The following is a 24,297-nucleotide window of genomic DNA, read 5'->3' as shown; positions in this document are numbered from 1 at the left end:
GACGAATTCGGTTCGGGTGGGCCATCGTCCGGCGGGACGGCCCTTCGAGCCCGGTGATGGGAGGCGGTCCGCCTTCCCCGGGCACCCTACGCTGAGGTGGTGGAGCGAGGTCTCATGGCCAATACGCTGGTCGGTCGCAAGCGCATTCGCAAGTTCTTCGGCAAGATCCGGGAAGTCGCCGAGATGCCGAACCTCATCGAGGTTCAAAAGGCGTCCTACGACCAGTTCCTGATGGTGGACGAGCCCGAGGGCGGGCGCGGCGACGAGGGCCTGCAGAGTGTCTTCAAGTCGGTCTTCCCGATCTCGGACTTCGCCTCGACCGCGCTCCTCGAATTCGTGCGCTACACCTTCGAGCAGCCGAAATACGACGTCGACGAGTGCCGCCAGCGCGGCATCACCTTCGCGGCCCCGCTCAAGGTGACGCTGCGTCTGATCGTGTTCGACGTGGATCCGGACACGGGCGCCAAGTCCGTCAAGGACATCAAGGAGCAGGACGTCTACATGGGCGACATGCCGCTCATGACGGACAACGGCACCTTCATCGTCAACGGCACCGAGCGCGTCATCGTCTCGCAGATGCACCGCTCCCCGGGCGTGTTCTTCGACCACGACAAGGGCAAGACCCACTCGTCCGGCAAGCTGCTGTTCGCTGCCCGCATCATCCCCTACCGGGGCTCCTGGCTCGACGTCGAGTTCGACGCCAAGGACATCGTGCACGTGCGCATCGACCGCAAGCGCAAGCTGCCGGTCACCTCGCTGCTGTTCGCGCTCGGCCTCGACGGCGAAGAGATCCTCTCGACCTTCTACAACCGCGTCACCTACGAGCGTGACGGGGCGGACTGGCGCGTGCCGTTCGACGCCGAGCGCCTCAAGGGCTTCAAAGCCTCCGTCGATCTCATCGACGCCGATTCCGGCGAGGTGGTGCTGGAGGCCGGCAAGAAGCTCAACGCCCGCAACGCCCGCCTGATCGGCGAGAAGGGCACCAAGTTCCTCAAGGCGACCGACGAGGATCTCGTCGGCCAGTACATCGCCGAGGACCTCGTCAACATGAAGACGGGCGAGATCTGGGCCGAGGCCGGCGACGAGATCTCGGAGAAGATGCTCAAGGCGCTCGACGATGTCGGCGTCACCGAGATCCCCGTGCTCGACATCGACCACGTCAATGTCGGCCCCTACATCCGCAACACCCTGGCCGTGGACAAGAACTCGGCCCGCGAGGGTGCGCTGTTCGACATCTACCGCGTCATGCGCCCGGGCGAGCCGCCGACGCTCGACACGGCCGAGGCGATGTTCCACTCGCTGTTCTTCGACGCCGAGCGCTACGACCTCTCGGCGGTCGGCCGCGTGAAGATGAACATGCGCCTCGACCTCGACGCCGCCGACACCGTGCGCACCCTGCGCCGCGAGGACATGCTCGCGGTCGTCAAGGCGCTGGTGGACCTGCGCGACGGCAAGGGCGAGATCGACGACATCGACCACCTCGGCAACCGCCGCGTCCGCTCGGTCGGCGAGCTGATGGAGAACCAGTACCGTCTGGGCCTCCTGCGGATGGAGCGCGCCATCAAGGAGCGCATGTCCTCGGTCGATATCGACACGGTGATGCCGCAGGATCTCATCAACGCGAAGCCCGCGGCGGCCGCGGTGCGCGAGTTCTTCGGCTCGTCGCAGCTCTCGCAGTTCATGGACCAGACCAACCCGCTCTCGGAAGTGACGCACAAGCGCCGCCTCTCGGCGCTCGGCCCGGGCGGTCTGACCCGCGAGCGCGCCGGCTTCGAGGTGCGCGACGTGCACCCGACCCATTACGGCCGCATCTGCCCGATCGAGACCCCGGAAGGCCCGAATATCGGCCTGATCAACTCGCTGGCGACCTTCGCCCGCGTGAACAAGTACGGCTTCATCGAGACGCCGTTCCGCCGGGTGAAGGACGGCGTGGTGACCGACGAGGTCGCCTACCTCTCCGCCATGGAGGAGGCGAAGTACTACGTCGCCCAGGCCAATGCCGGCATGGACGAGGGCCGCAAGCTGACGGACGACCTCGTGGTCTGCCGCCGCGCGGGCGAGGTCATCGTGGTCGCCCCCGACCGCGTCGATCTCATGGACGTCTCCCCGAAGCAGCTCGTCTCGGTCGCCGCGGCGCTGATCCCGTTCCTCGAGAACGACGACGCCAACCGCGCTCTGATGGGCTCGAACATGCAGCGCCAGGCGGTGCCGCTGGTTCGCGCCGACGCGCCCTTCGTCGGCACCGGCATGGAGGCCGTGGTCGCCCGCGACTCGGGGGCTGCCATCGCCGCCCGCCGCTCCGGCATCGTCGATCAGGTGGACGCCACCCGTATCGTCATCCGCGCCACGGAAGAGACCGACCCGACCAAGCCCGGCGTCGACATCTACCGCCTGCAGAAGTTCCAGCGCTCCAACCAGTCGACCTGCATCACGCAGAAGCCGCTGGTGCGCGTCGGCGAGCCGGTGAAGAAGGGCGAGATCATCGCCGACGGTCCCTCGACCGAGTTCGGCGAGCTCGCGCTCGGCCGCAACGTGCTCGTCGCGTTCATGCCCTGGAACGGCTACAACTTCGAGGACTCGATCCTGCTCTCCGAGCGGATCGTGAAGGATGACGTGTTCACCTCGATCCACATCGAGGAATTCGAGGTGATGGCCCGCGACACCAAGCTCGGGCCGGAGGAGATCACCCGCGACATCCCGAACGTCTCGGAGGAGGCGCTCAAGAACCTCGACGAGGCCGGCATCGTCTATATCGGTGCCGAGGTGCATGCCGGCGACATCCTCGTCGGCAAGATCACGCCCAAGGGCGAGAGCCCGATGACGCCGGAGGAGAAGCTCCTGCGCGCCATCTTCGGCGAGAAGGCGTCCGACGTGCGCGACACCTCGCTCCGGGTTCCCCCGGGCGTGACCGGCACGATCGTCGAGGTCCGGGTGTTCAACCGCCACGGCGTCGACAAGGACGAGCGCGCCCAGGCGATCGAGCGCGAGGAAATCGAGCGTCTCGCCAAGGACCGCGACGACGAGCAGACCATCCTCGACCGCAACACCTACGCGCGTCTGGCCGAGGTGCTGATCGGTCAGTCGCCGGTGGCCGGCCCGAAGGGCTTCCGCAAGGACACCACGCTGACCCGCGAGATCATCAGCGAGTATCCCCGCTCGCAATGGTGGCAGTTCGCCGTCGTCGACGACCGTCTGATGACGGAGATCGAGGCGATGCAGAAGCAGTACGACGAGTCGAAGAAGCGCCTCGAGCAGCGCTTCCTCGACAAGGTCGAGAAGCTGCAGCGCGGCGACGAGCTTCCGCCCGGCGTCATGAAGATGGTCAAGGTCTTCGTGGCGGTGAAGCGCAAGATCCAGCCCGGCGACAAGATGGCCGGCCGCCACGGCAACAAGGGCGTCGTCTCGCGCATCGTGCCGATCGAGGACATGCCGTTCCTCGAGGACGGGACGCATGCCGACATCGTGCTCAACCCGCTCGGCGTGCCCTCGCGCATGAACGTCGGCCAGATCCTAGAAACCCACCTGGGCTGGGCGGCTGCGGGCTTGGGTCGCAAGGTCTCGAAGGCGGTCGATGCCTACCTGAAGAACCAGGACATCGCGCCGCTGCGGACCGAGATGGAAGCGATCTACTCCCCGTCCGAGCTGGAGGGTCTCTCCGACGAGGCTCTGGCGGAGGCCGGAAACAACGTGCGGCGCGGCGTGCCGATGGCGACCCCGGTGTTCAACGGCGCCAAGGAAGCCGACATCGAGACGATGCTGGAGATGGCCGGGCTCGACCGCTCGGCGCAGTCGACGCTCTACGACGGGCGGACCGGCGAGCCCTTCGACCGCAAGGTCACCATGGGCTACATCTACATGCTGAAGCTGCACCACCTCGTGGACGACAAGATCCACGCGCGCTCGATCGGCCCGTACTCGCTCGTCACCCAGCAGCCGCTGGGCGGCAAGGCGCAGTTCGGCGGCCAGCGCTTCGGTGAGATGGAGGTCTGGGCGCTGGAGGCCTACGGCGCGGCCTACACGCTGCAGGAGATGCTCACGGTGAAGTCGGACGACGTGGCCGGCCGCACCAAGGTCTACGAGGCGATCGTCCGCGGCGACGACACCTTCGAGGCTGGCATCCCCGAATCCTTCAACGTGCTCGTCAAGGAGATGCGTTCGCTCGGCCTCAACGTCGAGCTCACCTCCTCCAAGCAGCAGCAGGCGGCCAACGACCAGATCGAGCCGCCGGCCGACGCCGCCGAGTAACGACGGCCATCACCTCCCGCGGCGGCGCTCCTCACCGGGTGCCGCCGCGGTCGAGCGGGAAGGGGCGGGGCCTTCCGAGAGACGAAGACGGCCAGCGGCGCTCCGGACGAGCGCGGCGCCATGAGGATCAAGCCGTGACTGCCCAGGCGCGGGGCAGCCGGCGAGCAAGGAGCGGATCATGAACCAAGAGGTCATGAACCTTTTCAATCAGCAGGCCCAGCCGCAGAGCTTCGACCAGATCAAGATCTCGATCTCCTCGCCCGAGAAGATCCTGTCTTGGTCCTACGGCGAGATCAAGAAGCCCGAGACGATCAACTACCGGACCTTCAAGCCCGAGCGCGACGGCCTGTTCTGCGCGCGCATCTTCGGGCCGATCAAGGATTACGAGTGCTTGTGCGGCAAGTACAAGCGCATGAAGTACAAGGGCGTCATCTGCGAGAAGTGCGGCGTCGAGGTCACCCTCGCGCGCGTCCGTCGCGACCGCATGGGCCATATCGAACTGGCCGCCCCCGTCGCCCACATCTGGTTCTTGAAGTCGCTGCCGAGCCGCATCGGCTTGCTTCTCGACATGGCGCTCAAGGATCTCGAGCGGATCCTGTACTTCGAGTCCTACGTCGTCATCGAGCCCGGCCTCACCCCCCTCAAGGAGCGTCAGCTCCTCTCGGAGGAGGAGTACCTGCGCGCGCAGGAGGAGTACGGCGAGGATTCGTTCACGGCGATGATCGGCGCCGAGGCGATCCGGCGCATCCTGCAGGAGCTCGACCTCGAAGGCATCGCGACCTCGCTCAAGGAGGAGATCGCGACGACGACCTCCGAGCTGAAGCCCAAGAAGCTGATGAAGCGCCTCAAGATCATCGAGGCGTTCCAGCTCTCGGGCAACAAGCCCGAGTGGATGATCCTGACGGTCGTGCCCGTCATCCCGCCGGACCTGCGTCCGCTGGTCCCGCTGGACGGCGGCCGCTTCGCCACGTCGGATCTCAACGACCTCTACCGCCGCGTCATCAACCGCAACAACCGCCTCAAGCGGCTGATCGAGCTGCGCGCGCCGGACATCATCATCCGCAACGAGAAGCGTATGCTTCAGGAGGCGGTGGACGCGCTGTTCGACAACGGCCGCCGCGGCCGCGTCATCACCGGCGCCAACAAGCGCCCGCTGAAGTCGCTCGCCGACATGCTGAAGGGCAAGCAGGGCCGCTTCCGCCAGAACCTGCTCGGCAAGCGCGTCGACTACTCGGGCCGCTCGGTCATCGTGGTCGGCCCCGAGCTGAAGCTGCACCAATGCGGCCTGCCCAAGAAGATGGCGCTGGAGCTGTTCAAGCCCTTCATCTACGCGCGCCTCGACGCCAAGGGTTTCTCGGCCACCGTCAAGCAAGCGAAAAAACTCGTCGAGAAGGAGAAGCCCGAAGTCTGGGATATCCTGGACGAGGTCATCCGCGAGCATCCCGTCATGCTCAACCGGGCGCCGACGCTGCACCGCCTCGGCATCCAGGCCTTCGAGCCGAAGCTGATCGAGGGCAAGGCGATCCAGCTGCACCCGCTGGTCTGCGCCGCCTTCAACGCCGACTTCGACGGCGACCAGATGGCCGTGCACGTCCCGCTGTCGCTTGAGGCGCAGCTGGAAGCGCGCGTCCTGATGATGTCGACCAACAACATCCTGCACCCGGCCAACGGCCAGCCGATCATCGTGCCGAGCCAAGACATCGTGCTCGGCCTCTACTACCTGTCGATCGTCGCCGACGGCGCGGTGGGCGCGCACAAGCCCGACGACAAGAACAACCCGATGCAGGGCGTGTTCGGCGATATCGGTCAGCTCGAGCACGCGCTCGCGGCCAAGACCGTGTCGCTGCACTCGAAGATCAAGTGGCGCTGGCGCGGCCTCGGGCCGGATGGCGAGCCCGTGTCGAAGATCTACGACACGACCCCGGGCCGCGTGATCCTGTCCGGCGTGCTGCCGCTGCACCCGAAGGTGCCCTTCGACGTCGTCAACAAGCTGATGACGAAGAAGGAGATCTCGGCGATGATCGACACCGTCTACCGCCACTGCGGTCAGAAGGAGTCGGTGATCTTCTGCGACCGCATCATGGCGCTCGGTTTCAGCCACGCGTTCAAGGCCGGCATCTCGTTCGGCAAGGACGACATGGTCGTGCCGGAGAACAAGTGGTCGATCGTCGACGACACCCGCGCGCTGGTGAAGGATTACGAGCAGCAGTACAACGACGGCCTGATCACCCAGGGCGAGAAGTACAACAAGGTCGTCGACGCCTGGGCCAAGTGCTCCGACAAGCTCGCCGCCGAGATGATGGGCCGGATCTCCGCCGTCCAGAAGGACGAGAACGGGGCCGACCGCCAAGTCAACTCGATCTACATGATGAGCCACTCGGGCGCCCGCGGTTCGCCCGCGCAGATGAAGCAGCTCGCGGCGATGCGCGGCCTCATGGCCAAGCCGTCGGGCGAGATCATCGAGACGCCGATCATCTCGAACTTCAAGGAAGGTCTCGACGTTCTCGAGTACTTCAACTCCACCCACGGCGCCCGTAAGGGCCTCGCGGACACGGCGCTGAAGACCGCGAACTCGGGTTACCTGACGCGTCGTCTGGTCGACGTGGCGCAGGACGCCGTCATCCGCGAGACGGATTGCGGCACCACCAACGGCATCAAGATGCGCGCCATCATCGATGCCGGCCAGGTCGTGGCCCCGCTCTCCATCCGCATCCTGGGCCGCGCCACGGCCGAGGATCTGGTGGCGCAGGACGGCACCGTCATCGTCAAGACCAACGAGACGATCGAGGAGCGTCACCTGCCGGCGATCAACGCCGCCGGCATCCAGGAGGTGAAGATCCGCTCGGTGCTGGTCTGCCAGACCAAGAGCGGCGTCTGCGCCACCTGCTACGGGCGCGATCTGGCCCGCGGCACGCCCGTCAACATGGGCGAGGCCGTCGGCGTCATCGCGGCGCAGTCGATCGGCGAGCCGGGCACCCAGCTCACCATGCGCACCTTCCACATCGGCGGCGCGGCCCAGATCGCGGATTCGTCCTTCGTCGAGTCGAGCTTCGAGGGCACGATCAAGATCCGCAACCGGTCGCTGGCCAAGAACTCCGACGGCGATCTCATCGCCACCGGCCGTTCGGTCGCGGTGGTGATCGTCGGGCCGGACGGCGCCGAGCGGGCGGTCCACCGCCTGCAATACGGTGCCAAGGTGCGCGTCGACGAGGGCGACACGATCAAGCGCGGCCAGCGGATCGCCGAGTGGGATCCCTACACCCGTCCGATCGTGGCCGAGGTGGACGGCATCGTCGGCTACGAGGATCTCTACGATGGCCAGTCCATCACCGAGACCACCGACGAGTCGACCGGCATCGCCAAGCGTGTCGTCATCGACTGGCGCGGTTCGTCCCGCACCTCCGACCTGAAGCCGGCCATGCTCGTGCTGGATCAGGACGGCAAGCCGGTGAAGCTGCCGCGCGGTTCGGATGCCCGCTACTACCTGCCGGTCGATGCCATCATCGGTCTCGATCCGGGGGCGAAGGTGAAGGCCGGCGACGTGCTGGCCCGCGTCTCGACGGATTCGGCCAAGACCCGCGACATCACCGGCGGTCTGCCGCGGGTGGCGGAGCTGTTCGAGGCCCGTCGTCCGAAGGACGCGGCGATCATCGCCGAGAAGTCCGGCTCGATCCAGTTCGGCCGCGACTACAAGAACAAGCGCCGGCTCACGCTGACGCCCCATGACGGTTCGGACCCGGTCGAGTACCTGATCCCCAAGGGCAAGCACATCCACCTGCAGGATGGGGACGTGGTCGAGCTTGGCGACTACATCGTCGACGGTAACCCGGCGCCGCACGACATCCTGGCGATCAAGGGCGTGGAGGAACTCGCTGCCTACCTCGTCAACGAGATCCAGGAGGTCTACCGGCTCCAGGGCGTGTCGATCAACGACAAGCACATCGAGGTGATCGTCCGGCAGATGCTGCAGAAGGTGGAGATCACCGACGGCGGCGATTCCGACATCCTCACGGGCGACCAGATCGACCGCACCGAACTGGCCGACTTCAACGAGAAGCTGCTGGCCGAGGGCAAGAAGCCGATCCAGGGCGTTCCCGTCCTGCTCGGCATCACCAAGGCGTCGCTGCAGACGAAATCGTTCATCTCGGCGGCCTCGTTCCAGGAGACCACCCGCGTCCTCACCGAGGCGGCGGTCAACGGCAAGGTCGACACGCTGGAGGGCCTCAAGGAGAACGTCATCGTCGGCTCGCTCATCCCGGCCGGCACCGGCTCGCTCGCGGCGGACATCCGCTCCATCGCGCGCCGCCGCGACAACCTGATCCTGCAGCAGCGCTCCGCCGAGAACGCGGCCAACGCCGCCGGACTCAGCGAGCTGCCCCCGGCCGCGGCCGAGTAAGCTCAGGAACGATCCCTTCCCGTCCGCCCTCGCGGGCGGGGAGGGCGGACAGGAAAAAGGCCCCGGCTCGCGAGAGCCGGGGCCTTTTTCGTGGAGCGTGGAGCCCTCGCCGCGCCGCCGCGGCTGGTCGCATCCGGCGAACGCGACCCCGCGCCGGAATGGGGATCGGGCGTCGTACCGCGAACTTGGGGGCCCGCCTCGCGGCTCCCGCGTTTCACCCTGTGCCGACGATCGGGATCGCGCCCTCAGAGCAGGCGATCCCGCTCCGGCTCACCGGCCCGTGCGGACCCGCGTCCAGGCCCGCGTCACGAAGCGCTGGGTCGAGTCGTTCCAGGCGGTGTTGACGGAGAGCCGTTGCAGGGTCGCGTCGTCCGGGTAGATGCCGGGATTGCTCATGATCTCGGGCTTCACCAACTTCTGCGAGGCGAGGTTGCCGTTGGCGTAAGAGACGAAGTTGGTGTTGGCCGCCGCCACCTCGGGCCGCATCATGTAGTCGATGAAGGCGTGGGCCTCGGCCGGATGGGCGGCGTCCTTCGGGATTGCGAAGGCGTCGAACCACATCAGCGCGCCCTCCTTGGGGATGAAGTAAGCGACCTCGACCCCGTTCTTCGATTCCTCGGCGCGCTTCTTGGCCTGCATCACGTCGCCGGAATAGCCGACCGCGAGGCAGAGATCGCCGTTGGCGAGCCCGTTGACGTATTCCGAGGAGTGGAACTTCCGCACCGCGCCGCGGACCTTGTAGAGCGCGTCGGTCACGGAGGTGATGTCGTCCCAGCGCTTCGAATCGGACTTGTAGCCGTAGAAGGGCAGGATCGACGGAATCAGGTCCTCAGGGGAATCGAGGAGCATCACCCCGCATTCCTTGAGCTTGGCCATGGAGCTCGGGTTGAGCACGAGGCTCCAGCTGTTGAGCGCCGCGTTGGGTCCCAGGCGCTCGCGCACGGCGCTCACGTTCACGCCGATGCCGGTGGTGCCCCACATGTAATCGACGGCGAAGGTGTTGCCGGGATCGTAGGCCTGGAGCCGATTGCTGATCTCGGGCCAAGCGTGCTTGAGGTTGGGGATCTTGCTCTTGTCGAGGGGCAGGAACACACCCGCCTTGATCAGGCGCTGCAGGAACGGGCCCGACGGCACGACGATGTCGTAGCCGGACTTGCCGGCCAGAAGCTTCGTCTCGAGGATCTCGTTGTTGTCGTAGGTGTCGTAGACGACCTTGATCCCCGTCGCCTTCGTGAAGTCGTCGAGCACCTTCGGGTCGATGTAGTCCGACCAGTTGTAGATGTTGACGACGCGCTCCCCAGCGCTCGCGCCGCCGAAAGCCGCGAGGAGGAGGGGGAGGGCGGCGAGCCCTCCCAGCAGGCGCCGCCGGATCACGATTTGCCTCGCGCGGCGGTGACGGCGATCTCCACGAGGTATTCCGGCGCGACGAGCCGGGCTTCCACGGTGGCGCGGGCGGGCGGGTTCTCCTTGTCGACCCAGGCATCCCAGGCCGCGTTCATCTCGGCGAAGCCGCCGATCTCGGCGAGGTAGATCGTCGCCGAGAGGATGCGGGACTTGTCGCTGCCCGCCTGCATCAGCAGCCGGTCGATCTGCTCCAGGATTTGCTGCGTCTGCGCCGTCACCCCGGTGCCGACCACGTCGGCGGCCACCTGTCCCGCCAGGAAGACGAGGTCGCCGTGGGCCACCGCTTGGCTCATGCGGGGGCCGGTCTCGTAGCGTTCGATGGTCATGGGGGTGCCGGTCTCGATTCGTTGGAAGGCGGACCCTTCTGCCGCCGCGGACGGTTCCCCGTAAAGAGGGCCCAACAGGCTCCCCGCGTCGCATCCCGGAGGTGATGCCGCGCCGCCCGCATTTTTTGCGTCTCCGCACGATTCGCGAGGCAACCGGCTTCGTCGCTCGCGCGTTTGTCCCACGAATACGGCCAAGTCTTCCGGCCTGATTTACAGGTCGAAGACGCTTTTCGGGGTTGGAGCCACATGGAAATTCTCTGGACCATCATCATCGGCTTCGTGGCCGGCGTCATCGCCAAGTTCATCATGCCCGGTGACAAGGAGCCTGCCGGCTTCATCATGACGACGATTCTCGGCATCGTCGGCGCCTTCGTCGCCACCTTCATCGGTCAGGCGGTCGGCTGGTACGGGCCCAACGAGGGCGCACGCTTCATCGGCTCCATCGTCGGCGCCTGCGTCGTGCTCGCGATCTACGGCTTCATCGCCGGCCGGACCAGCAGCCGCTCGCTCTGATCCGCGAAGCACGTATGCCAACGAAGAAAGGGCGCTCCGCGAGGAGCGCCCTTTCTTCGTTCCGTCTCGTGCCGATCGGCGGCGGCCGAAGCCCCGCCGATCGTTGCGGCCGGCTTCAGGGCTCAGCCCGTCAGATCGCGCCCGCCCGCGGTGACCGCCTTCACGGCGCAGTGGCCGGTGGCGCCGCGCACGGCCAGCCCGACGCCGACCACCAGGGCGGCGAGGCTCAGGAGCTTGTTCGGCCGGGGCTGGGCCGCCGCGGCGGCGATGCCGAGCCCGAGCGCGACGGAGACCGCGCGCTCGGTCATGCTCAGGTTCGGCTCGCCGGAGAAAATGTCCTCGATCATCTCGTTCACGGAAGTGGGTTCCTTCTTGACGCCCGTGCGGGTTCGCGGGGCGAACGCGGGGCGGGCGGCGCCGTTCCGTGCAAAGGCGGCTCAGAGTGCCTCACGAAACTCCCGGTCACCGACGCCTCTCGCTCTGGCGACGGAAGCGCGGCGGGAGTTTCGTGAGAGACATGTGAGAGGCACTTGGACCAACCGGCGATGATGAGCCCTCACTCGCCGGTTGCCCCTGCGAGTGCGGGGCGGCGGGCGTCCGCCGGACGCATGAAGCCGACCCTCGGGCGGCTTCATGCCGATGAGTATCAAGCAGCGGTTCCGGCCTCGGCGAGCAGGCGGTCGTCGATCTCCCGCGCCCGCACGGCGGCGGGACGCGCGGCGTGGCGCCCGGCATAGGCCTCGAAGGCGGGCCGCCTCGGGATCGTGCCGAACTGCATGCCCCAGCCGAGATGGGCGGCGAGGTAGAGGTCGGCGGCGCTGAAGCGATCCCCGGCCACGAACTCGATGCCTGAGACAGCGCCTTCGAGCACGTCGAGTACGGCCTCCAGACTGCCGTAGCCGACCATGCCCTGCATGCGCGGGTCGTCGGGCACGCTCACCTTGAGCACCCCGTTCGTCACCGCCGCCTCGAGCGGGCCGGCGCAGAAGAACAGCCAGCGGTAATAGGGGCCGCGGTCGCGCGGCTCAGGAGCGAGCCCGGCCTGCGGGAAGGCGTCGGCGAGATAGGCGAGGATCGCGGCGCATTCCGTCACCGCCGAATCGCCGTGGCGCAGCGCCGGCACCTTCCCCATCGGGTTGATCGCCCGGTAGGCCGGTGCCTTCATGGAAGCGCCGTAGCCGAGGATCTCCGTGCGGTAGGGTGCGCCGACCTCTTCCAGCATCCAGCGCACGATCCGGCCGCGGGACATCGGGTGGGTGTAGAACACGAGGTCGTCGGACATCGGCAGGCTCCGGGGCGAGGCACCCGCGCGGCGGGCGTCGTCCCGGTGTTAGGCGAGGGCGCGCGACCGAGGAAGTCTCGGCCGCGCGATCTCAGAACCGCGCGATGAGCTGGAAGCGCACGGTCCGGGGCGCGCCCGGCAGGATGTTGTTGTTGTTGTGCGCGGAGATGACGTAGCGCCGGTCGAACAGATTCTCGATGTTGACCTGAGCGCGCAGGCTCTCGTTGAACTGGTAGAACACGCCGGCATCGAAGCGCGAGAAGCTCGGCAGGCGCACCGCGTTGTCCGACGAGGCGAAGCTGGCGTCCTGATAGAGGTAGCCCACGCCGACGGAGAAGTGAGCGCCGATGTCGAACTTGTTCCACAGGCTGAATGTGTTGAGGGGAACGCCGCCGACGAGGTTGCCGGCGCGGATCACGTCGCCGTCGTCATCGATGTCGGCGACGATGCGCGGCTCGGTATAGGCGTAGCCGCCGGAGATCTGCCACCAATCGGTCGCGTAGCCGGCGATGCCGATCTCGGCGCCCCGCGTGTTCGTCTTGCCCGGGCCGGCGGAGAAGCCCGCTTCGGTGGAGGACGGGATCGGCTGGTTGTCGCGATCGAGGTTGAACAGGGCGGCGGTGAGGATCAGGGCCGGCGTGATCTCGTACTTCACGCCGATTTCCGCGTTCTCGAACCGCTCGGGCGCGGACAGGGCGGTGGTCGGGTCCAGCACGCGGAACTGATCGCCTGCGCTCGGCAGGAAGGACACCGAATAGCTGCCGTAGAAGGCGAGATTCGGCAGCGGCTTCACCACGACGCCGACCCGCGGCGAGACGAGATTGTCGATGCGGGCGTTCGGCTGGGCCGGCAGTCCGGTCGCGGCGTCGGGACGACGGTCGCGCGACTGGAAATCGAAGCGGTCGAAGCGGGCGCCGACGATGAACTGCAGGTGCTCGTCGACCTCGATCTGGTCCTGGGCGAAGGCGGAGAACACGCCGAGCCGATAGGTGTTGTTTCGGCCCGAAGCGAGATTCCGGAGGGTCGCCCCCTCGGTCGTGGTCGGCGCGAACGGATTGACGAGAAGGTTGCGGGTGCCGGTCGAATTCCAGATGAAGTCGCGCCGGAAGTCGAGCCCCTCCTGGAAGCCGAGTTCCAGGCCGGCCACCACGGTGTGGGCGAGGGGGCCGGTCGCGAACTTGTAGGTGAAGTCGGTCTGGTTGAAGTAGTTCGTGCGGTCGGTCTGGCTGCCGTAGCCGCGCATCACGAACGAGGTCTCGTCGGCACTGACCGGAGAGTTGGGGTAGGCGTTCTGATGGTACTTCGCGTAGTCGGCGATCCGCGACTGGCTGCGCATCACGACGCCGCTCTCGAAGACGTGGTCCAGCTGCGCGTTGCCGATATGGGCATCGACGAAGCCGTTCGAGATGAAGGGCGCGCCGAACAGCGTGCTGGTGTTCTCGCGATAGCGCCAGGGGCGCCCGAACTGCGAGGGGATGCCGCGGTCGGCGATGCGGTTGTCGGAGAAGTACTCGTAGGAGAGGCGCAGGGTCGTCTGCGGCCCGAGCAGGAAGGTCATCGTCGGGTTCACGCCGTAGCGGCGGACGTCGATGAAGTCGCGGTAGGTCGCCGTGTCCTCGAACACGCCGTTCATGCGGAAGAAGACGGTGTCGGAGACGCGGTCGCCGAGATCGACCGCCATGCGCTTGTTGGCGAACTGGCCGCCCTGCACCAGCACCTCGCGGATCGGCACCCCGTCGGCCTCCTTGAGCACGCGGTTGACGATGCCGCCGCCGCCGCCGCGGCCGAAGATCATCGCGTTGGGACCTTTCAAGACCTCGATGCGCTGGGTGTTGTAGAGATCGCGGAAGTAGCGTGCGTCGTCGCGGATGCCGTTGACGAAGAAGTCGGCCGTCGTGCGCTGGCCGCGGATGAGGATCTCGTCGCGGTGGCCCTCGCCCTGCGCGATCGCGACGCCGGGCACGTAGCGCAGCGCCTCGCCGATCGACTGAACGTTCTGGTCGCGGATCTGCGCTTGCGTCACCACCGAGATCGCCTGCGGCGTGTCGATCAGCGGCGTGTCGGTCTTGGTGGCGGAGCGCAGGCGCTGGGCGACGTAGCCGACCTGTGAGCCGGAGCTGTCGACCACGACGCCCCGCCCGAGGCCGGAGCCGGCCACGCTGATCATGTCGAGGGTGATGCCCTGGACCGCGGCGGACGGAGGCAGGGGATGCACCGCCTGGGCGGTCGGAAGGCCGGTGTTGATGTCGCTGACTTGTGCTTGCGCGGGATGGATGAACGCGGCGCAAAGACTCGCGCAGGCGACCGAGCCAAGCAATCGCGACAGAAGAACGCCACGGCTCCCGCGGGCATCACTCATAAAATTCCCCCCTTATTTTATTAGAATAGACGGGGGAAGCTTGGCCGTAATCCGGGCTGGCTCTTCATAGATTTTGATTATTACAAAAGAGAAGAATCCTTATTGAAAAATGGCAAGTGGGGTGGTCGCGCGGCCGGAACGGCGAGGCGGATGCCCGTCGCCGCTAAACGAAAAGAGCGCGGCCCCTGGGGGACCGCGCTCTTCTTGTCGTCATTGCCGTGAGGCGGAGGCGAATTACTCGCCCGAGGATTCCCGGCGGCGCTCGCCGCGGTCGCGGCGGGGGCCGCGGTCGCCCCGATCACCGCGGTCGCTGCGCTCCTCGCGCTCCGGCTCGCCGCGCTCCGCGCGCTCGGCCTTCAGCTTCTCGGTGAGGTCCTCGCCGGTCTCCTGATCGACGACCTTCATCGAGAGGCGGATCTTACCGCGCTCGTCGGCGCCGAGGAACTTCACCTTGACCTTCTGGCCCTCCTTCACGACATCACCGACCTTGGCGACGCGCTGGGCGGCGAGTTCCGAGATGTGAACCAGGCCGTCCTTGGCGCCGAAGAAGTTCACGAAGGCGCCGAACTCCATGATCTTGACGATCGTGCCGTCGTAGATCGTGCCGGCCTCGGGCTCGGCGACGATGGAGCGGATCCAGTTATAGGCCGCCTTGATCGCCTTGCCGTCGGACGAGGCGATCTTCACGATGCCGGTGTCCTCAATGTTGATCTTGGCGCCGGTCTTCTCGACGATCTCGCGGATGATCTTGCCGCCGGTGCCGATCACGTCGCGGATCTTGTCGGTGGGGATCTGCATCGTCTCGATGCGCGGCGCGTACTCGCCGAGCTCGGGACGGGCCGCGGTCAGCGCGTTGGCCATCTCGCCGAGGATGTGGGCGCGGCCGTCCTTGGCCTGACCGAGCGCCACCCGCATGATCTCTTCGGTGATGCCGGCGATCTTGATGTCCATCTGGAGCGAGGTGATGCCCTCGTCCGTGCCGGCCACCTTGAAGTCCATGTCGCCGAGGTGATCCTCGTCGCCGAGGATATCGGAGAGCACCGCGAAGCGCTCGCCTTCCAGGATCAGGCCCATGGCGATGCCGGCCACCGGACGGCGCAGGGGCACGCCCGCATCCATCAGCGAGAGCGAGCCGCCGCAGACGGAGGCCATGGAGGAGGAGCCGTTCGACTCGGTGATCTCGGAGACCACGCGGATCGTGTACGGGAACTCGTGGGCAGGCGGCAGCACGGGCCGGATCGCGCGCCAGGCGAGCTTGCCGTGGCCGATCTCGCGGCGGCCGGGCGAGCCCATGCGGCCGGTCTCGCCGACGGAGTAGGGAGGGAAGTTGTAGTGGAGCAGGAAGCGCTCCTTGTAGGTCCCTTCCAGCGCGTCGATGAACTGCTCGTCCTCGCCGGTGCCGAGCGTGGCGATGACCAGGGCCTGGGTCTCGCCGCGGGTGAACAGCGACGAGCCGTGGGCACGCGGCAGCACGCCGACTTCCGAGACGATCGGGCGGACGGTCTTCACGTCGCGACCGTCGATGCGGGAGCCGGTGTCGAGGATGTTCCAGCGGACCACCTTCGACTGCGCCTCCTTGAAGGCGGCCTTGACCTTCTCGGGAGCGAATTTCTGCTCGCCCTCGGCCGGGCAGAGGGCGGCGACCACCTTCGCCTTCACGGCGTCGACGGCGGCGTAGCGCTCCTGCTTGACGGTCTTCTTGTAGGCCTCGCGCAGCTCGCCCTCGCAGATGTCGAGGACGGCCCGCTCCACGTCGGCGTTCTCCGGCGGGGAGAAGTCGCGCGGCTCCTTGGCGGCCTTCTCGGCCAGGCGGATGATCGCCTCGATGACGGGCTGGAAGTGCTTGTGGCCGAACATCACGGCCCCGAGCATCACGTCCTCGGAGAGCTCCTTGGCCTCCGACTCGACCATCAGCACGGCGTCCTGCGTGCCGGCGACGACGAGGTCGAGGGTGGAATCGGCGATCTCGGTGACCAGCGGGTTCAGCTTGTAGCCGCCGTTGAGGTAGCCGACGCGGGCCGCACCGATCGGGCCCATGAAGGGCACGCCCGAGAGCGTGAGGGCGGCCGACGCCGCGACCATCGCGACGATGTCGGGATCGTTCTCGAGATCGTGGGAGAGAACGGTGACGACGACCTGGGTGTCGTTGCGCCAGCCGTCGACGAAGAGCGGACGGATCGGGCGGTCGATCAGGCGGGAGACCAGCGTCTCCTTCTCCGAGGGACGGCCCTCGCGCTTGAAGTAGCCGCCCGGGATGCGGCCGGCGGCGTAGGCGCGCTCCTGGTAGTTCACGGTGAGCGGCAGGAAGTCGATGCCGGCCTTGGGCTCCTTGCCCGCGACCACGGTGGCGAGCACGGTGGTCTCGCCGTAGGTGGCGACCACGGCGCCGTCCGCCTGACGGGCGGTCTTGCCGGTCTCGAGGACGAGCTTGCGGTCGCCCCAGATCAGCTCTTCACGTTGTACGTCGAACATATGTCTCTTGCCTTCGAACATGCGGTTCGGGCGAACCCGGCGCCGCCAGAGGCAAGACGGCGAGACGCTCTCACTCGAGAGAAAGCGTCTCGCGATCCTGCCCTGGCGCCCCGCGCCTTCAAGCCGCCCGGGGGGACCGGCCGGGCCCCATGCCCGGACAGTCCGTCTTGGTTTGCCGCGTTGTCTTGACGCCGAACCGGTATCCACCTCGGCTGAGAGCGCGGCTTGCGAAAACGCGGTCCCGAGGGACCGCGCGAAGTGCCTTAGCGGCGGATGCCGAGGCGCTCGATGAGGGTGCGGTAGCGCGCCTCTTCCTTGCGCTTCAGGTAGTCGAGCAGCGAGCGGCGCTGCGAGACCAGCTTCAGGAGGCCGCGGCGGGAGTGGTTGTCCTTGCCGTGGGTCTTGAAGTGGGCGGTCAGGTTGGTGATCCGCTCGGTGAGGATGGCCACCTGGACCTCCGGCGAGCCGGTGTCCTTGTTGCCCTTGGCGTAGTCCTTGATGAGCGCGGTCTTGCGCTCTGCCGTGATCGACATCGCAGGCCTTTCGAATGGGGTTTGGGTCGGAGGCGCCGCCCGCAACGGGGCAGGGCGCCTTGAAGCCTGCGGTCGGGCCGGTGCCGGGATGTCGTCCAGCACGGTCAGCCGCAAGCGGCACAAGCCCCGCCCGTCAGCCGGGTCGAGGCGGCGCGGACCATACACGAAACCGCGGGAAGCGCCAGTGCCGGCTTGATCGCGGCACTCAGTCCGCCGATGCCCGCACGCGTCGGGGCGGTTGCCGCCGCGCCGTTGCGCTCGGCGGCGGATCGAGGGGGTGGATGACCTTCTTGAAGGGGTAATCCTGACCTTCGACGAACCAGTTGCACCATAGCCGACGGCTCTCGTCGGGCTCGATGCTGAGATAGTTCCGGCCGCCCAGAAACTTTGCCTTGCTGTTCGGAAAGGCCATCATCCGCCCGAAGAGTCCGCGATCGATCTCCTCGTCGCTGTCGAACAGGTTCTGGAGAGCGAACAGCACGACGGCGCCGGGCCCGGGATGGACGATCGCGGAGGAGATCAACTGGTTAATGACGTTCTCCGAGCCCGCCGCCTGTTCGCGCCGGCTTTCGATCGCGCCCAAGGCCGCGACGTGAACGTCGCCCGAGACGATCGTGGCGCGGATGCCGCGTTTCGAGAGATCGAGGAGTCTGTAGATCAGGCGCAGACGCTCGCCCTTGTGCGGCTGGCTCCGCCAGTGATCGCGAAGGTCGTCCTCCAGGTCCTGGTGGCCCGGAAAGATCCCCAGCAACTTCTCGATCGTGTCGAAGCCGGGATAGACAACGGGGATGCTGGAGGCGAGCAGGAGGTGCGAGATGTCGCGCTGTGCGTCGAGCCAGTCGAAGGCTTCCTTCCAATGGCTTTCGCTCACCACTTGGCTTTTCTCAGTGCGCTGAGAGCGCATGTCGATGGCGAGAATGGCCAGGGGGCCAACCACGTAGCCGAGGCTGAAGGCGCCAGAGCGTTCCTCCTGCGTCACCGGTTGCTGCCACCAACCGGCTTCCGCCTTGGTGATCGTACCGGGACGGTGCTCGTCGGCCTTGAGATGTTGCTGAAAGACGGCGAACGCTTTCGACGCCGCTTTCCAGATGCCGCCGAACACAGCGCAGTTCTGCCGCTCCGGGGGATAGGAGCCCCAGCCGTCGATCAGGTCGTGGTCGTCCCACATAGCGATGCTTGGAATCCGGGCGAGCATCCTCGCCACCTCCGGTTGGGACCAACGGGACAGGTAGAGATCGAAGAAGAACGCATCGAGCTCCGTTTGCATCGCGGCCGTTAGAGGAGCCGCGTTGCCGTCCGACCATGACGCCTCGTTCCAGGCCTTCATGGAGGCTACGGTCTCCCACATCGCGTCGGCATAAACTTGGTCACCGCCTTGCAAGAGCAGATGGTAGGGGGTTGCGGGGGCGGTGTCCGGCATGCCGGGCTCGTATGCGATATCCTGCAGGCCGTGACGCCGTGCCATGACCTTCCAGAGGGCGTTCTTATCCTTCACCCCCTTCATGAGCTTGAGGGACGAGAAGCCGTTGCAGGATGTATATGCGATCGTCGGCGCCTGACCGATCGCCGGAATCGTGACTTCGAAGGCGCGATCTCCGACGCTGTATTGGATTGCTTGCGTATCTTTCTTCATTTTTGCTGTGATATTGAAGCGATGCACCGCCCAAATCTCGGTATCAAGAATGATTTCTGTTTTTGAATTGATTCCGTCGACTGATATTTTTTCCGCATCACCAGCGAACACGACGATGGCCGTCAGGCGCCAGCTACCATCTGTGCAGCCTCGAAACGACAGAGCGGGTCCCATCAAGATCGACACATTCAATCTCCGAAACCGCGAGCAATGCAATCAGTGATAGCTTTTGGAGATGTTTGTGCAAGATAATTCTGGTGCTGGGACCGTATTACGGAGGGTACGCGGGGCCGGTCGGGCCGTTTTCTCCGCCCGCAAACCCATCGCCGCCCTCGTCGCCGAGGCGGAGGGGCCGTCGCTGGCCAGAAATCTCTCGGCCTTCAGCCTCGTCTGCATCGGCGTCGGCGCGACGGTCGGGGCGGGGATCTTCGTGCTCACGGGTACGGCCGCGGCGAACTACGCCGGGCCGGGGCTGATGCTCTCCTTCCTGCTCGGCGCGGTGGCGAGCGGGCTGGTGGCGCTCTGCTACGCCGAACTCGCCGCGATGATCCCCGTGGCGGGCTCGACCTATTCCTACGCCCACGCGACGCTGGGCGCGCTGCCCGCCTGGATCATCGGCTGGGACCTCGTGCTCGAATTCGGCATGGCCGCCGCGACGATCGGGGTCGGCTGGTCGGGCTACGCGCAGAGCCTGCTCTCCGATCTCGGGGTGAGGCTGCCCGCCGCCCTCGCGGCGGCGCCGGGGGAGGGCGGCCTCGTCAACGCGCCGGCGGCCCTCGTCGTGCTGGTCCTCACCGCCCTGCTGATGGGCGGCAACCGGGGAGCGGCCCGCACCAACGCCGTGCTGGTGGCGCTCAAGGTCGCGATCATCCTGGGCTTCGTCGGGCTCGGCGCCCTCCATGTGCGGCCCGAGCTGTGGCAGCCCCTGGTGCCGGAGAACGAGGGCACGTTCGGCGCCTTCGGCTGGAGCGGAATCTTCCGCGGGGCGGGCGTGGTGTTCTTCGCCTATGTCGGCTTCGAGACCGTCTCGACGGCCGCCGGCGAGACCCGCAACCCGCAGCGGGACGCGCCGGTGGGGCTGATCGGTTCGCTCCTCGTCACCGCCGCGCTCTACGGGGCGGTGGCGGCGGTGCTGACCGGCCTCGTGCCCTATCGCCAGCTCGACGTGGCCGATCCGATCGCCAAGGCGATGGACGCGACGGGCTTGAGCGGGTTCTCGATGGTGATCAAGCTCGGCGCCCTGATCGGGCTCACGACGGCGGCGCTGACCGCGCTCTACGGACAGGCGCGGATCTGCTACGCCATGGCCCGCGACCGGATGCTGCCGGACGCCTTCGCGCGCATCGGCGAGACGAGCCGGACGCCGTTCGTCGCCCAGGGGCTGATCGGGCTCGTCACCGCGGCGGCGGCGGCCCTGGTGCCGATCGGCATCCTCGGCGAACTCGTCAGCATCGGCACGCTGTTCGCCTTCATCCTGGTCTGCGTCAGCGTGCTGATCCTGCGCCGCACGGAGCCGGAACGGGCGCGGCCCTTCCGGGTGCCCGGCGGGCCGCTCGTGCCGGTGCTCGGCATCCTCGCCTGCCTGACCCTGATGGCGAGCCTGCCCGGCGACACCTGGCTGCGGCTGCTGGTCTGGCTCGGTCTCGGGCTGGCGATCTGGTTCGGCTATGGCCGGCGGCGGGTCGCGGCCGGTCCCGGTTTCGAGAGGACGCGTCCTCTCGCGGGTCCAGGGCGGAACCCCGGTTGAAGGGAGGCCGGGGGTCCACCCCGGCGCCCCGCCAAAGGGATGATCCCTTCGGCACCCCGGACTCAGTACGAGCGATGCTGACCCGCGGCCCGGCCACCGCCGTAGCGACGGCGCAGGTAGGAAATGGCCTTGGGCAGGAGGAAGACGACGAGGATCTGGCGCAGGATCGAGCGCATTCGGGGGACTCCGTTTCGAAAGCCGAGATTGGAGATCCAATGCCCGGAACGGCCTCGGCGTTCCCGGATCACACTTCCAACGTCAACGTGACCGGCGCGTGGTCCGAGGGCTTCTCCCAGCCGCGCGCCTCGCGGAAGACCTCGACCCGGCGCACGCTGCCGGCGAGATCCGGCGAGACCCAGGCATGGTCGAGGCGCCGGCCCTTGTTGGCGGCCGCCCAGTCCGGGGAGCGGTAGCTCCACCACGTGTAGATCTTCTCCGGCTCCGGGGTGAGGTGGCGCGCCGCGTCGATCCAGCCGGCCTCGCCCCGCAGCGTCTCCAGGGCCTCGGTCTCGACGGGCGTGTGGCTCACCACGTCGAGGAGCTGCTTGTGCGACCAGACATCGTGCTCCAGCGGCGCGACGTTGAGGTCGCCGACCAGGATCGCCGGGCCGGAGGCGCGCCGCCCGCCCCAGGCCCGCAGCTCGGACAGGAAATCGAGCTTGTGCGCGAATTTCGGGTTGAGGTCGCGGTGGGGCAAATCGCCACCCGCCGGCACGTAGAAATCGTGCAGCACGATCCCCGCCGCCGGCCCCGCCTCGCGCCCGAGCACCGCCGAGATGTGGCGCGCATCCGCCCGCTCGCAGAAGCTCATCACCTCGCGGGTGAGCAGCGGAAAGCGCGAGAGAATCGCGACGCCGTTGTACCCCTTCTGCCCGGCGAAGACGATGTTCTCGTAGCCCGATCCCTCGAACGCCTTGAGCGGAAAGAGGTCGTCCGGGCACTTGGTCTCCTGCAGGCACAGCACGTCGGGCCGCACCTCCCTGAGGAAGCGCAGCACGGATTCGATGCGCAGGCGCACCGAGTTGATGTTCCAGGTCGTGACGGTGAGGCGCACGGGGATTGCCTGCGGAGCGTGGCGTGGGTGGCTGCCCCGTAGCCCAACCCGCGCGCCTCGCAAACCGTCAGGCCGCGGCGGCCTCCTCCTCGAGCGCCAGGCCGTGCAGCACGGCGCAGAGCCGGTCGCCCGACATCCGGGAGAGGTCGAGGCCGCTCCCGCCGGTCAGCGCGGCGTAGCGGGCCGCGTCGGCCTGCGAGGCGCCGACATAGGCCATCGACCAATCGGTGAAGAGGCGCTCCTCCACCGGTTCGAGAGCGAGCAGTGAGACCTCGCCGTGGCGCTCGTCCTGCTGGATGCGCTCGAAGGTGGTCTCGACCGCCTCGCTCGGCCCTTCCAGCACCTGCGCGAAGCAGCCGGCGTTGAACATCAAAGCCCCGGTGACGCCGACGCGGGCGTTGTTGACGCGGCTCGCGGCGAGGATGCCGCGGATCGTCTCGTCCATCGCCGCCGGCGCGCCGGCGACCCGGTTGCGGCTGTAATAGACGAGGCGGCAGAGGTCTCGGCTCATGGCAGGCTCCGGATCACGCGGTGAGGGCGTCGGCAAGGGGGGCGGCAAGAGGGGCGACCGGGGCGGGGGTCTGGGCGGCGGCCGGTCGGGAGAGCAGAGCGGCGGCCTGCGCCGCGGGCATCGGGCGCCCGGTGAGGTAGCCCTGGACCTCGGTGCAGCCCTCGGCGCGGATGGCGGCGAGCTGGTCGGGCGTCTCGACGCCCTCGGCGGTGGTGCGCATGCCGAGGCTGGCCCCGAGCCGGGCGATGGCCCGCACGATGGCGCCGCACTCGGCGTTGTCCTCCATGCCGCGCACGAAGGACTGGTCGATCTTGATCTTGTCGAAGGGGAATTTCTGCAGGTAGCTCAGGGACGAGTAGCCGGTGCCGAAATCGTCCATCGAGATCCTGACGCCCAGCGCCCGCAGGCCGTTCAGCACGGTCAGCACGCCGTCGGTGTTCTCCAGGAGCGCCCCTTCCGTGATCTCCAGCTCCAGCCGGGCCGGGTCGAGGCCGGTCTGGGCCAGCACGTTCATCACCGTCTCGACCAGCTTGCCGCCGCGGAACTGCACGGGGGAGAGGTTCACGGCGATCGAGGCGGGCTGCGTCCAGCCCGCCGCCTCGCGGCAGGCGGCGCGCAGGGCCCACTCGCCGATGCCGACGATCAGGCCGATCTCCTCGGCGAGCGGGATGAACAGGGCCGGCGAGACCGGTCCGCGCTCGGGATGATTCCAGCGCAGCAGCGCCTCGAAGCCGACCACCGCGCCGGTCTCCAGCTGGATCTGCGGCTGGAAGGCGAGCGCGAACTGCTTGAGGGCGAGCGCCCGGCGCAGGTCGATCTCCAGGCTGCGGCGCGCCTGCATCTGCGCGTTCATCGCCGGCTCGAAGAAGCGGTAGGTGCCCCGACCCTCGGCCTTGGCCCGGTAGAGCGCGAGGTCGGCGTGCTTCAGGAGGTCGTCGGCGTCGGCTCCGTCGGCGGGGCTGAGCGCGACGCCGACGCTGACGCCGACATTGAGCATGTGGCCGTCGACCACGTAGGTGCGCCCGACGAGATCGACGAGGCGGCGGGCCAGGGCCTCGGCGGCCTCGGGCTGGGCCGCGCCGCCGTGGGCGCCAGCCTGAAGGATGGCGAATTCGTCGCCGCCGAGCCGCGCGACCACATCCTCGCGGCGGGTGGCCCGGCGAAGGCGCTCGGCGACCTTGCGCAGGAGCGCGTCGCCGACCGGGTGGCCGAGGGTGTCGTTGACCGACTTGAAGCGGTCGAGGTCGAGCATCAGCACCGCCAGCGGCGCGCCCGTCCGGGCCGCCTCGGCCAGCGCCGCGTGGAGGTGGTCGTGCAGGCCGACGCGGTTGCACAGGCCGGTGAGCGGCTCCTGCCGGGCCAGGGCCGCGCCGCGGATATGCTCGGTCACGTCCTCGAAGGTGAGGGCGAAGCCGCCGGTCGAGAGCGGCGTCAGCGCGGTCTCGACGAGGCGCTCGTCGCCGAGCGCGAGGTGCAGGCGGAGGGAGCGGCCGGCGCGCACGGCCTCGGCGAGAGCGGTGCCTTCCGGCTCCGCGCCGCCGCAGGCCGCCGGCAGGGCCGGGATCGGGAGGCCGACCAGTTCGTCGCAGCCGAGCAGCGCCGCCGCGCGGGCATTGGCGAAGGTCACCGTGCCGCCCGCGTCGAGCAGGACGAGCGCGGCGGCCATCTCGGCGAGCGCCGCCTCGAACGGCGAGGAACCCGGAAGCGACGGAGCGGCGGGAAGGGCGGCGGAGGCGGACATGCGGCCGGACAACGTTCCGTTGAAGCCGCCCCGCGCGGGCGGCCCGTCCATTGGGCCGCCGCCGCCTCAACAGATCCTTAA

General features: G+C 67.7%; 15 protein-coding genes. 4 read left to right on the top strand and 11 right to left on the bottom strand.

Features of this window, described 5'->3' with window-relative positions; translation table 11 throughout:
• Positions 1–114 precede the first annotated feature (114 nt).
• Both rpoB and rpoC read left to right on the top strand, forming a co-directional pair.
• The gene (gene rpoB, locus ACPCJR_RS16370) at positions 115–4,245 is read left to right on the top strand and encodes a DNA-directed RNA polymerase subunit beta (RefSeq protein WP_331285989.1); all 4,131 of its coding nucleotides are present in this window, start codon (positions 115–117) and stop codon (positions 4,243–4,245) included.
• Between the two features lie 178 nt (positions 4,246–4,423).
• Positions 4,424–8,641 (top strand): DNA-directed RNA polymerase subunit beta', encoded by a 4,218-nt coding sequence (gene rpoC / locus ACPCJR_RS16365; protein WP_391513561.1) that lies wholly within the window; start codon positions 4,424–4,426, stop codon positions 8,639–8,641.
• Positions 8,642–8,911: 270 nt separating this feature from the next.
• Here the strand turns inward: rpoC and ACPCJR_RS16360 are convergent, their stop codons facing one another.
• Both ACPCJR_RS16360 and ACPCJR_RS16355 read right to left on the bottom strand, forming a co-directional pair.
• The gene (locus ACPCJR_RS16360) at positions 8,912–10,015 is read right to left on the bottom strand and encodes a polyamine ABC transporter substrate-binding protein (protein WP_391513563.1); all 1,104 of its coding nucleotides are present in this window, start codon (positions 10,013–10,015) and stop codon (positions 8,912–8,914) included.
• Positions 10,012–10,371, bottom strand: a complete 360-nt coding sequence (locus ACPCJR_RS16355; RefSeq protein WP_110351613.1) for a RidA family protein — start codon at positions 10,369–10,371, stop codon at positions 10,012–10,014. The genes ACPCJR_RS16360 and ACPCJR_RS16355 overlap by 4 nt, the downstream gene beginning before the upstream one ends.
• A 246-nt stretch (positions 10,372–10,617) precedes the next feature.
• On the opposite strand from ACPCJR_RS16355, the gene ACPCJR_RS16350 reads away from it, so the two are divergent.
• The gene (locus ACPCJR_RS16350) at positions 10,618–10,884 is read left to right on the top strand and encodes a GlsB/YeaQ/YmgE family stress response membrane protein (RefSeq protein ID WP_012456206.1); all 267 of its coding nucleotides are present in this window, start codon (positions 10,618–10,620) and stop codon (positions 10,882–10,884) included.
• A 122-nt stretch (positions 10,885–11,006) separates the two neighbouring features.
• Here the strand turns inward: ACPCJR_RS16350 and ACPCJR_RS16345 are convergent, their stop codons facing one another.
• The 6 genes from ACPCJR_RS16345 to ACPCJR_RS16320 all read right to left on the bottom strand — a co-directional run bounded on the left by ACPCJR_RS16345 (position 11,007) and on the right by ACPCJR_RS16320 (position 19,349).
• Positions 11,007–11,231, bottom strand: a complete 225-nt coding sequence (locus ACPCJR_RS16345; protein WP_210279257.1) for a YgaP-like transmembrane domain — start codon at positions 11,229–11,231, stop codon at positions 11,007–11,009.
• Positions 11,232–11,530: 299 nt separating this feature from the next.
• Entirely contained in the window at positions 11,531–12,166 is a 636-nt protein-coding gene (locus ACPCJR_RS16340; RefSeq protein WP_391513565.1) for a glutathione S-transferase family protein, read from the bottom strand.
• Positions 12,167–12,257: 91 nt separating this feature from the next.
• A complete protein-coding gene (locus tag ACPCJR_RS16335) occupies positions 12,258–14,525 on the bottom strand; it encodes a TonB-dependent receptor (protein WP_391513567.1) in 2,268 nt (755 codons plus the stop codon).
• A 234-nt stretch (positions 14,526–14,759) separates the two neighbouring features.
• Positions 14,760–16,997, bottom strand: coding sequence for a polyribonucleotide nucleotidyltransferase (gene pnp / locus ACPCJR_RS16330; protein ID WP_391513569.1), 2,238 nt, complete (start codon positions 16,995–16,997; stop codon positions 14,760–14,762).
• 263 nt (positions 16,998–17,260) lie between these two features.
• Positions 17,261–17,530, bottom strand: coding sequence for a 30S ribosomal protein S15 (rpsO, locus tag ACPCJR_RS16325; protein ID WP_391513570.1), 270 nt, complete (start codon positions 17,528–17,530; stop codon positions 17,261–17,263).
• A 205-nt stretch (positions 17,531–17,735) separates the two neighbouring features.
• Positions 17,736–19,349 carry a hypothetical protein gene (locus ACPCJR_RS16320; RefSeq protein ID WP_391513571.1) on the bottom strand — a complete coding sequence of 538 codons (1,614 nt, stop codon included), beginning with the start codon at positions 19,347–19,349 and terminating at the stop codon, positions 17,736–17,738.
• A gap of 55 nt (positions 19,350–19,404) precedes the next feature.
• On the opposite strand from ACPCJR_RS16320, the gene ACPCJR_RS16315 reads away from it, so the two are divergent.
• Positions 19,405–20,910, top strand: a complete 1,506-nt coding sequence (locus ACPCJR_RS16315) for an amino acid permease (RefSeq protein ID WP_391516805.1) — start codon at positions 19,405–19,407, stop codon at positions 20,908–20,910.
• A 244-nt stretch (positions 20,911–21,154) separates the two neighbouring features.
• Here ACPCJR_RS16315 and xth read toward each other — a convergent pair whose 3' ends face one another.
• From xth to ACPCJR_RS16300, 3 genes are all read right to left on the bottom strand, one after another.
• Positions 21,155–21,964 carry an exodeoxyribonuclease III gene (xth, locus tag ACPCJR_RS16310; RefSeq protein ID WP_391513574.1) on the bottom strand — a complete coding sequence of 270 codons (810 nt, stop codon included), beginning with the start codon at positions 21,962–21,964 and terminating at the stop codon, positions 21,155–21,157.
• A 67-nt stretch (positions 21,965–22,031) separates the two neighbouring features.
• Entirely contained in the window at positions 22,032–22,475 is a 444-nt protein-coding gene (locus tag ACPCJR_RS16305; RefSeq protein ID WP_391513575.1) for a BLUF domain-containing protein, read from the bottom strand.
• 13 nt (positions 22,476–22,488) lie between these two features.
• Positions 22,489–24,216 (bottom strand): putative bifunctional diguanylate cyclase/phosphodiesterase, encoded by a 1,728-nt coding sequence (locus ACPCJR_RS16300; RefSeq protein WP_391513577.1) that lies wholly within the window; start codon positions 24,214–24,216, stop codon positions 22,489–22,491.
• Positions 24,217–24,297 lie beyond the last annotated feature (81 nt).

Origin of the sequence: Methylobacterium sp. NPDC097929, from assembly GCF_049543375.1 — a bacterium.
Taxonomy (GTDB): domain Bacteria; phylum Pseudomonadota; class Alphaproteobacteria; order Rhizobiales; family Beijerinckiaceae; genus Methylobacterium.
This window is presented reverse-complemented; position numbering and strand designations above follow the sequence as displayed.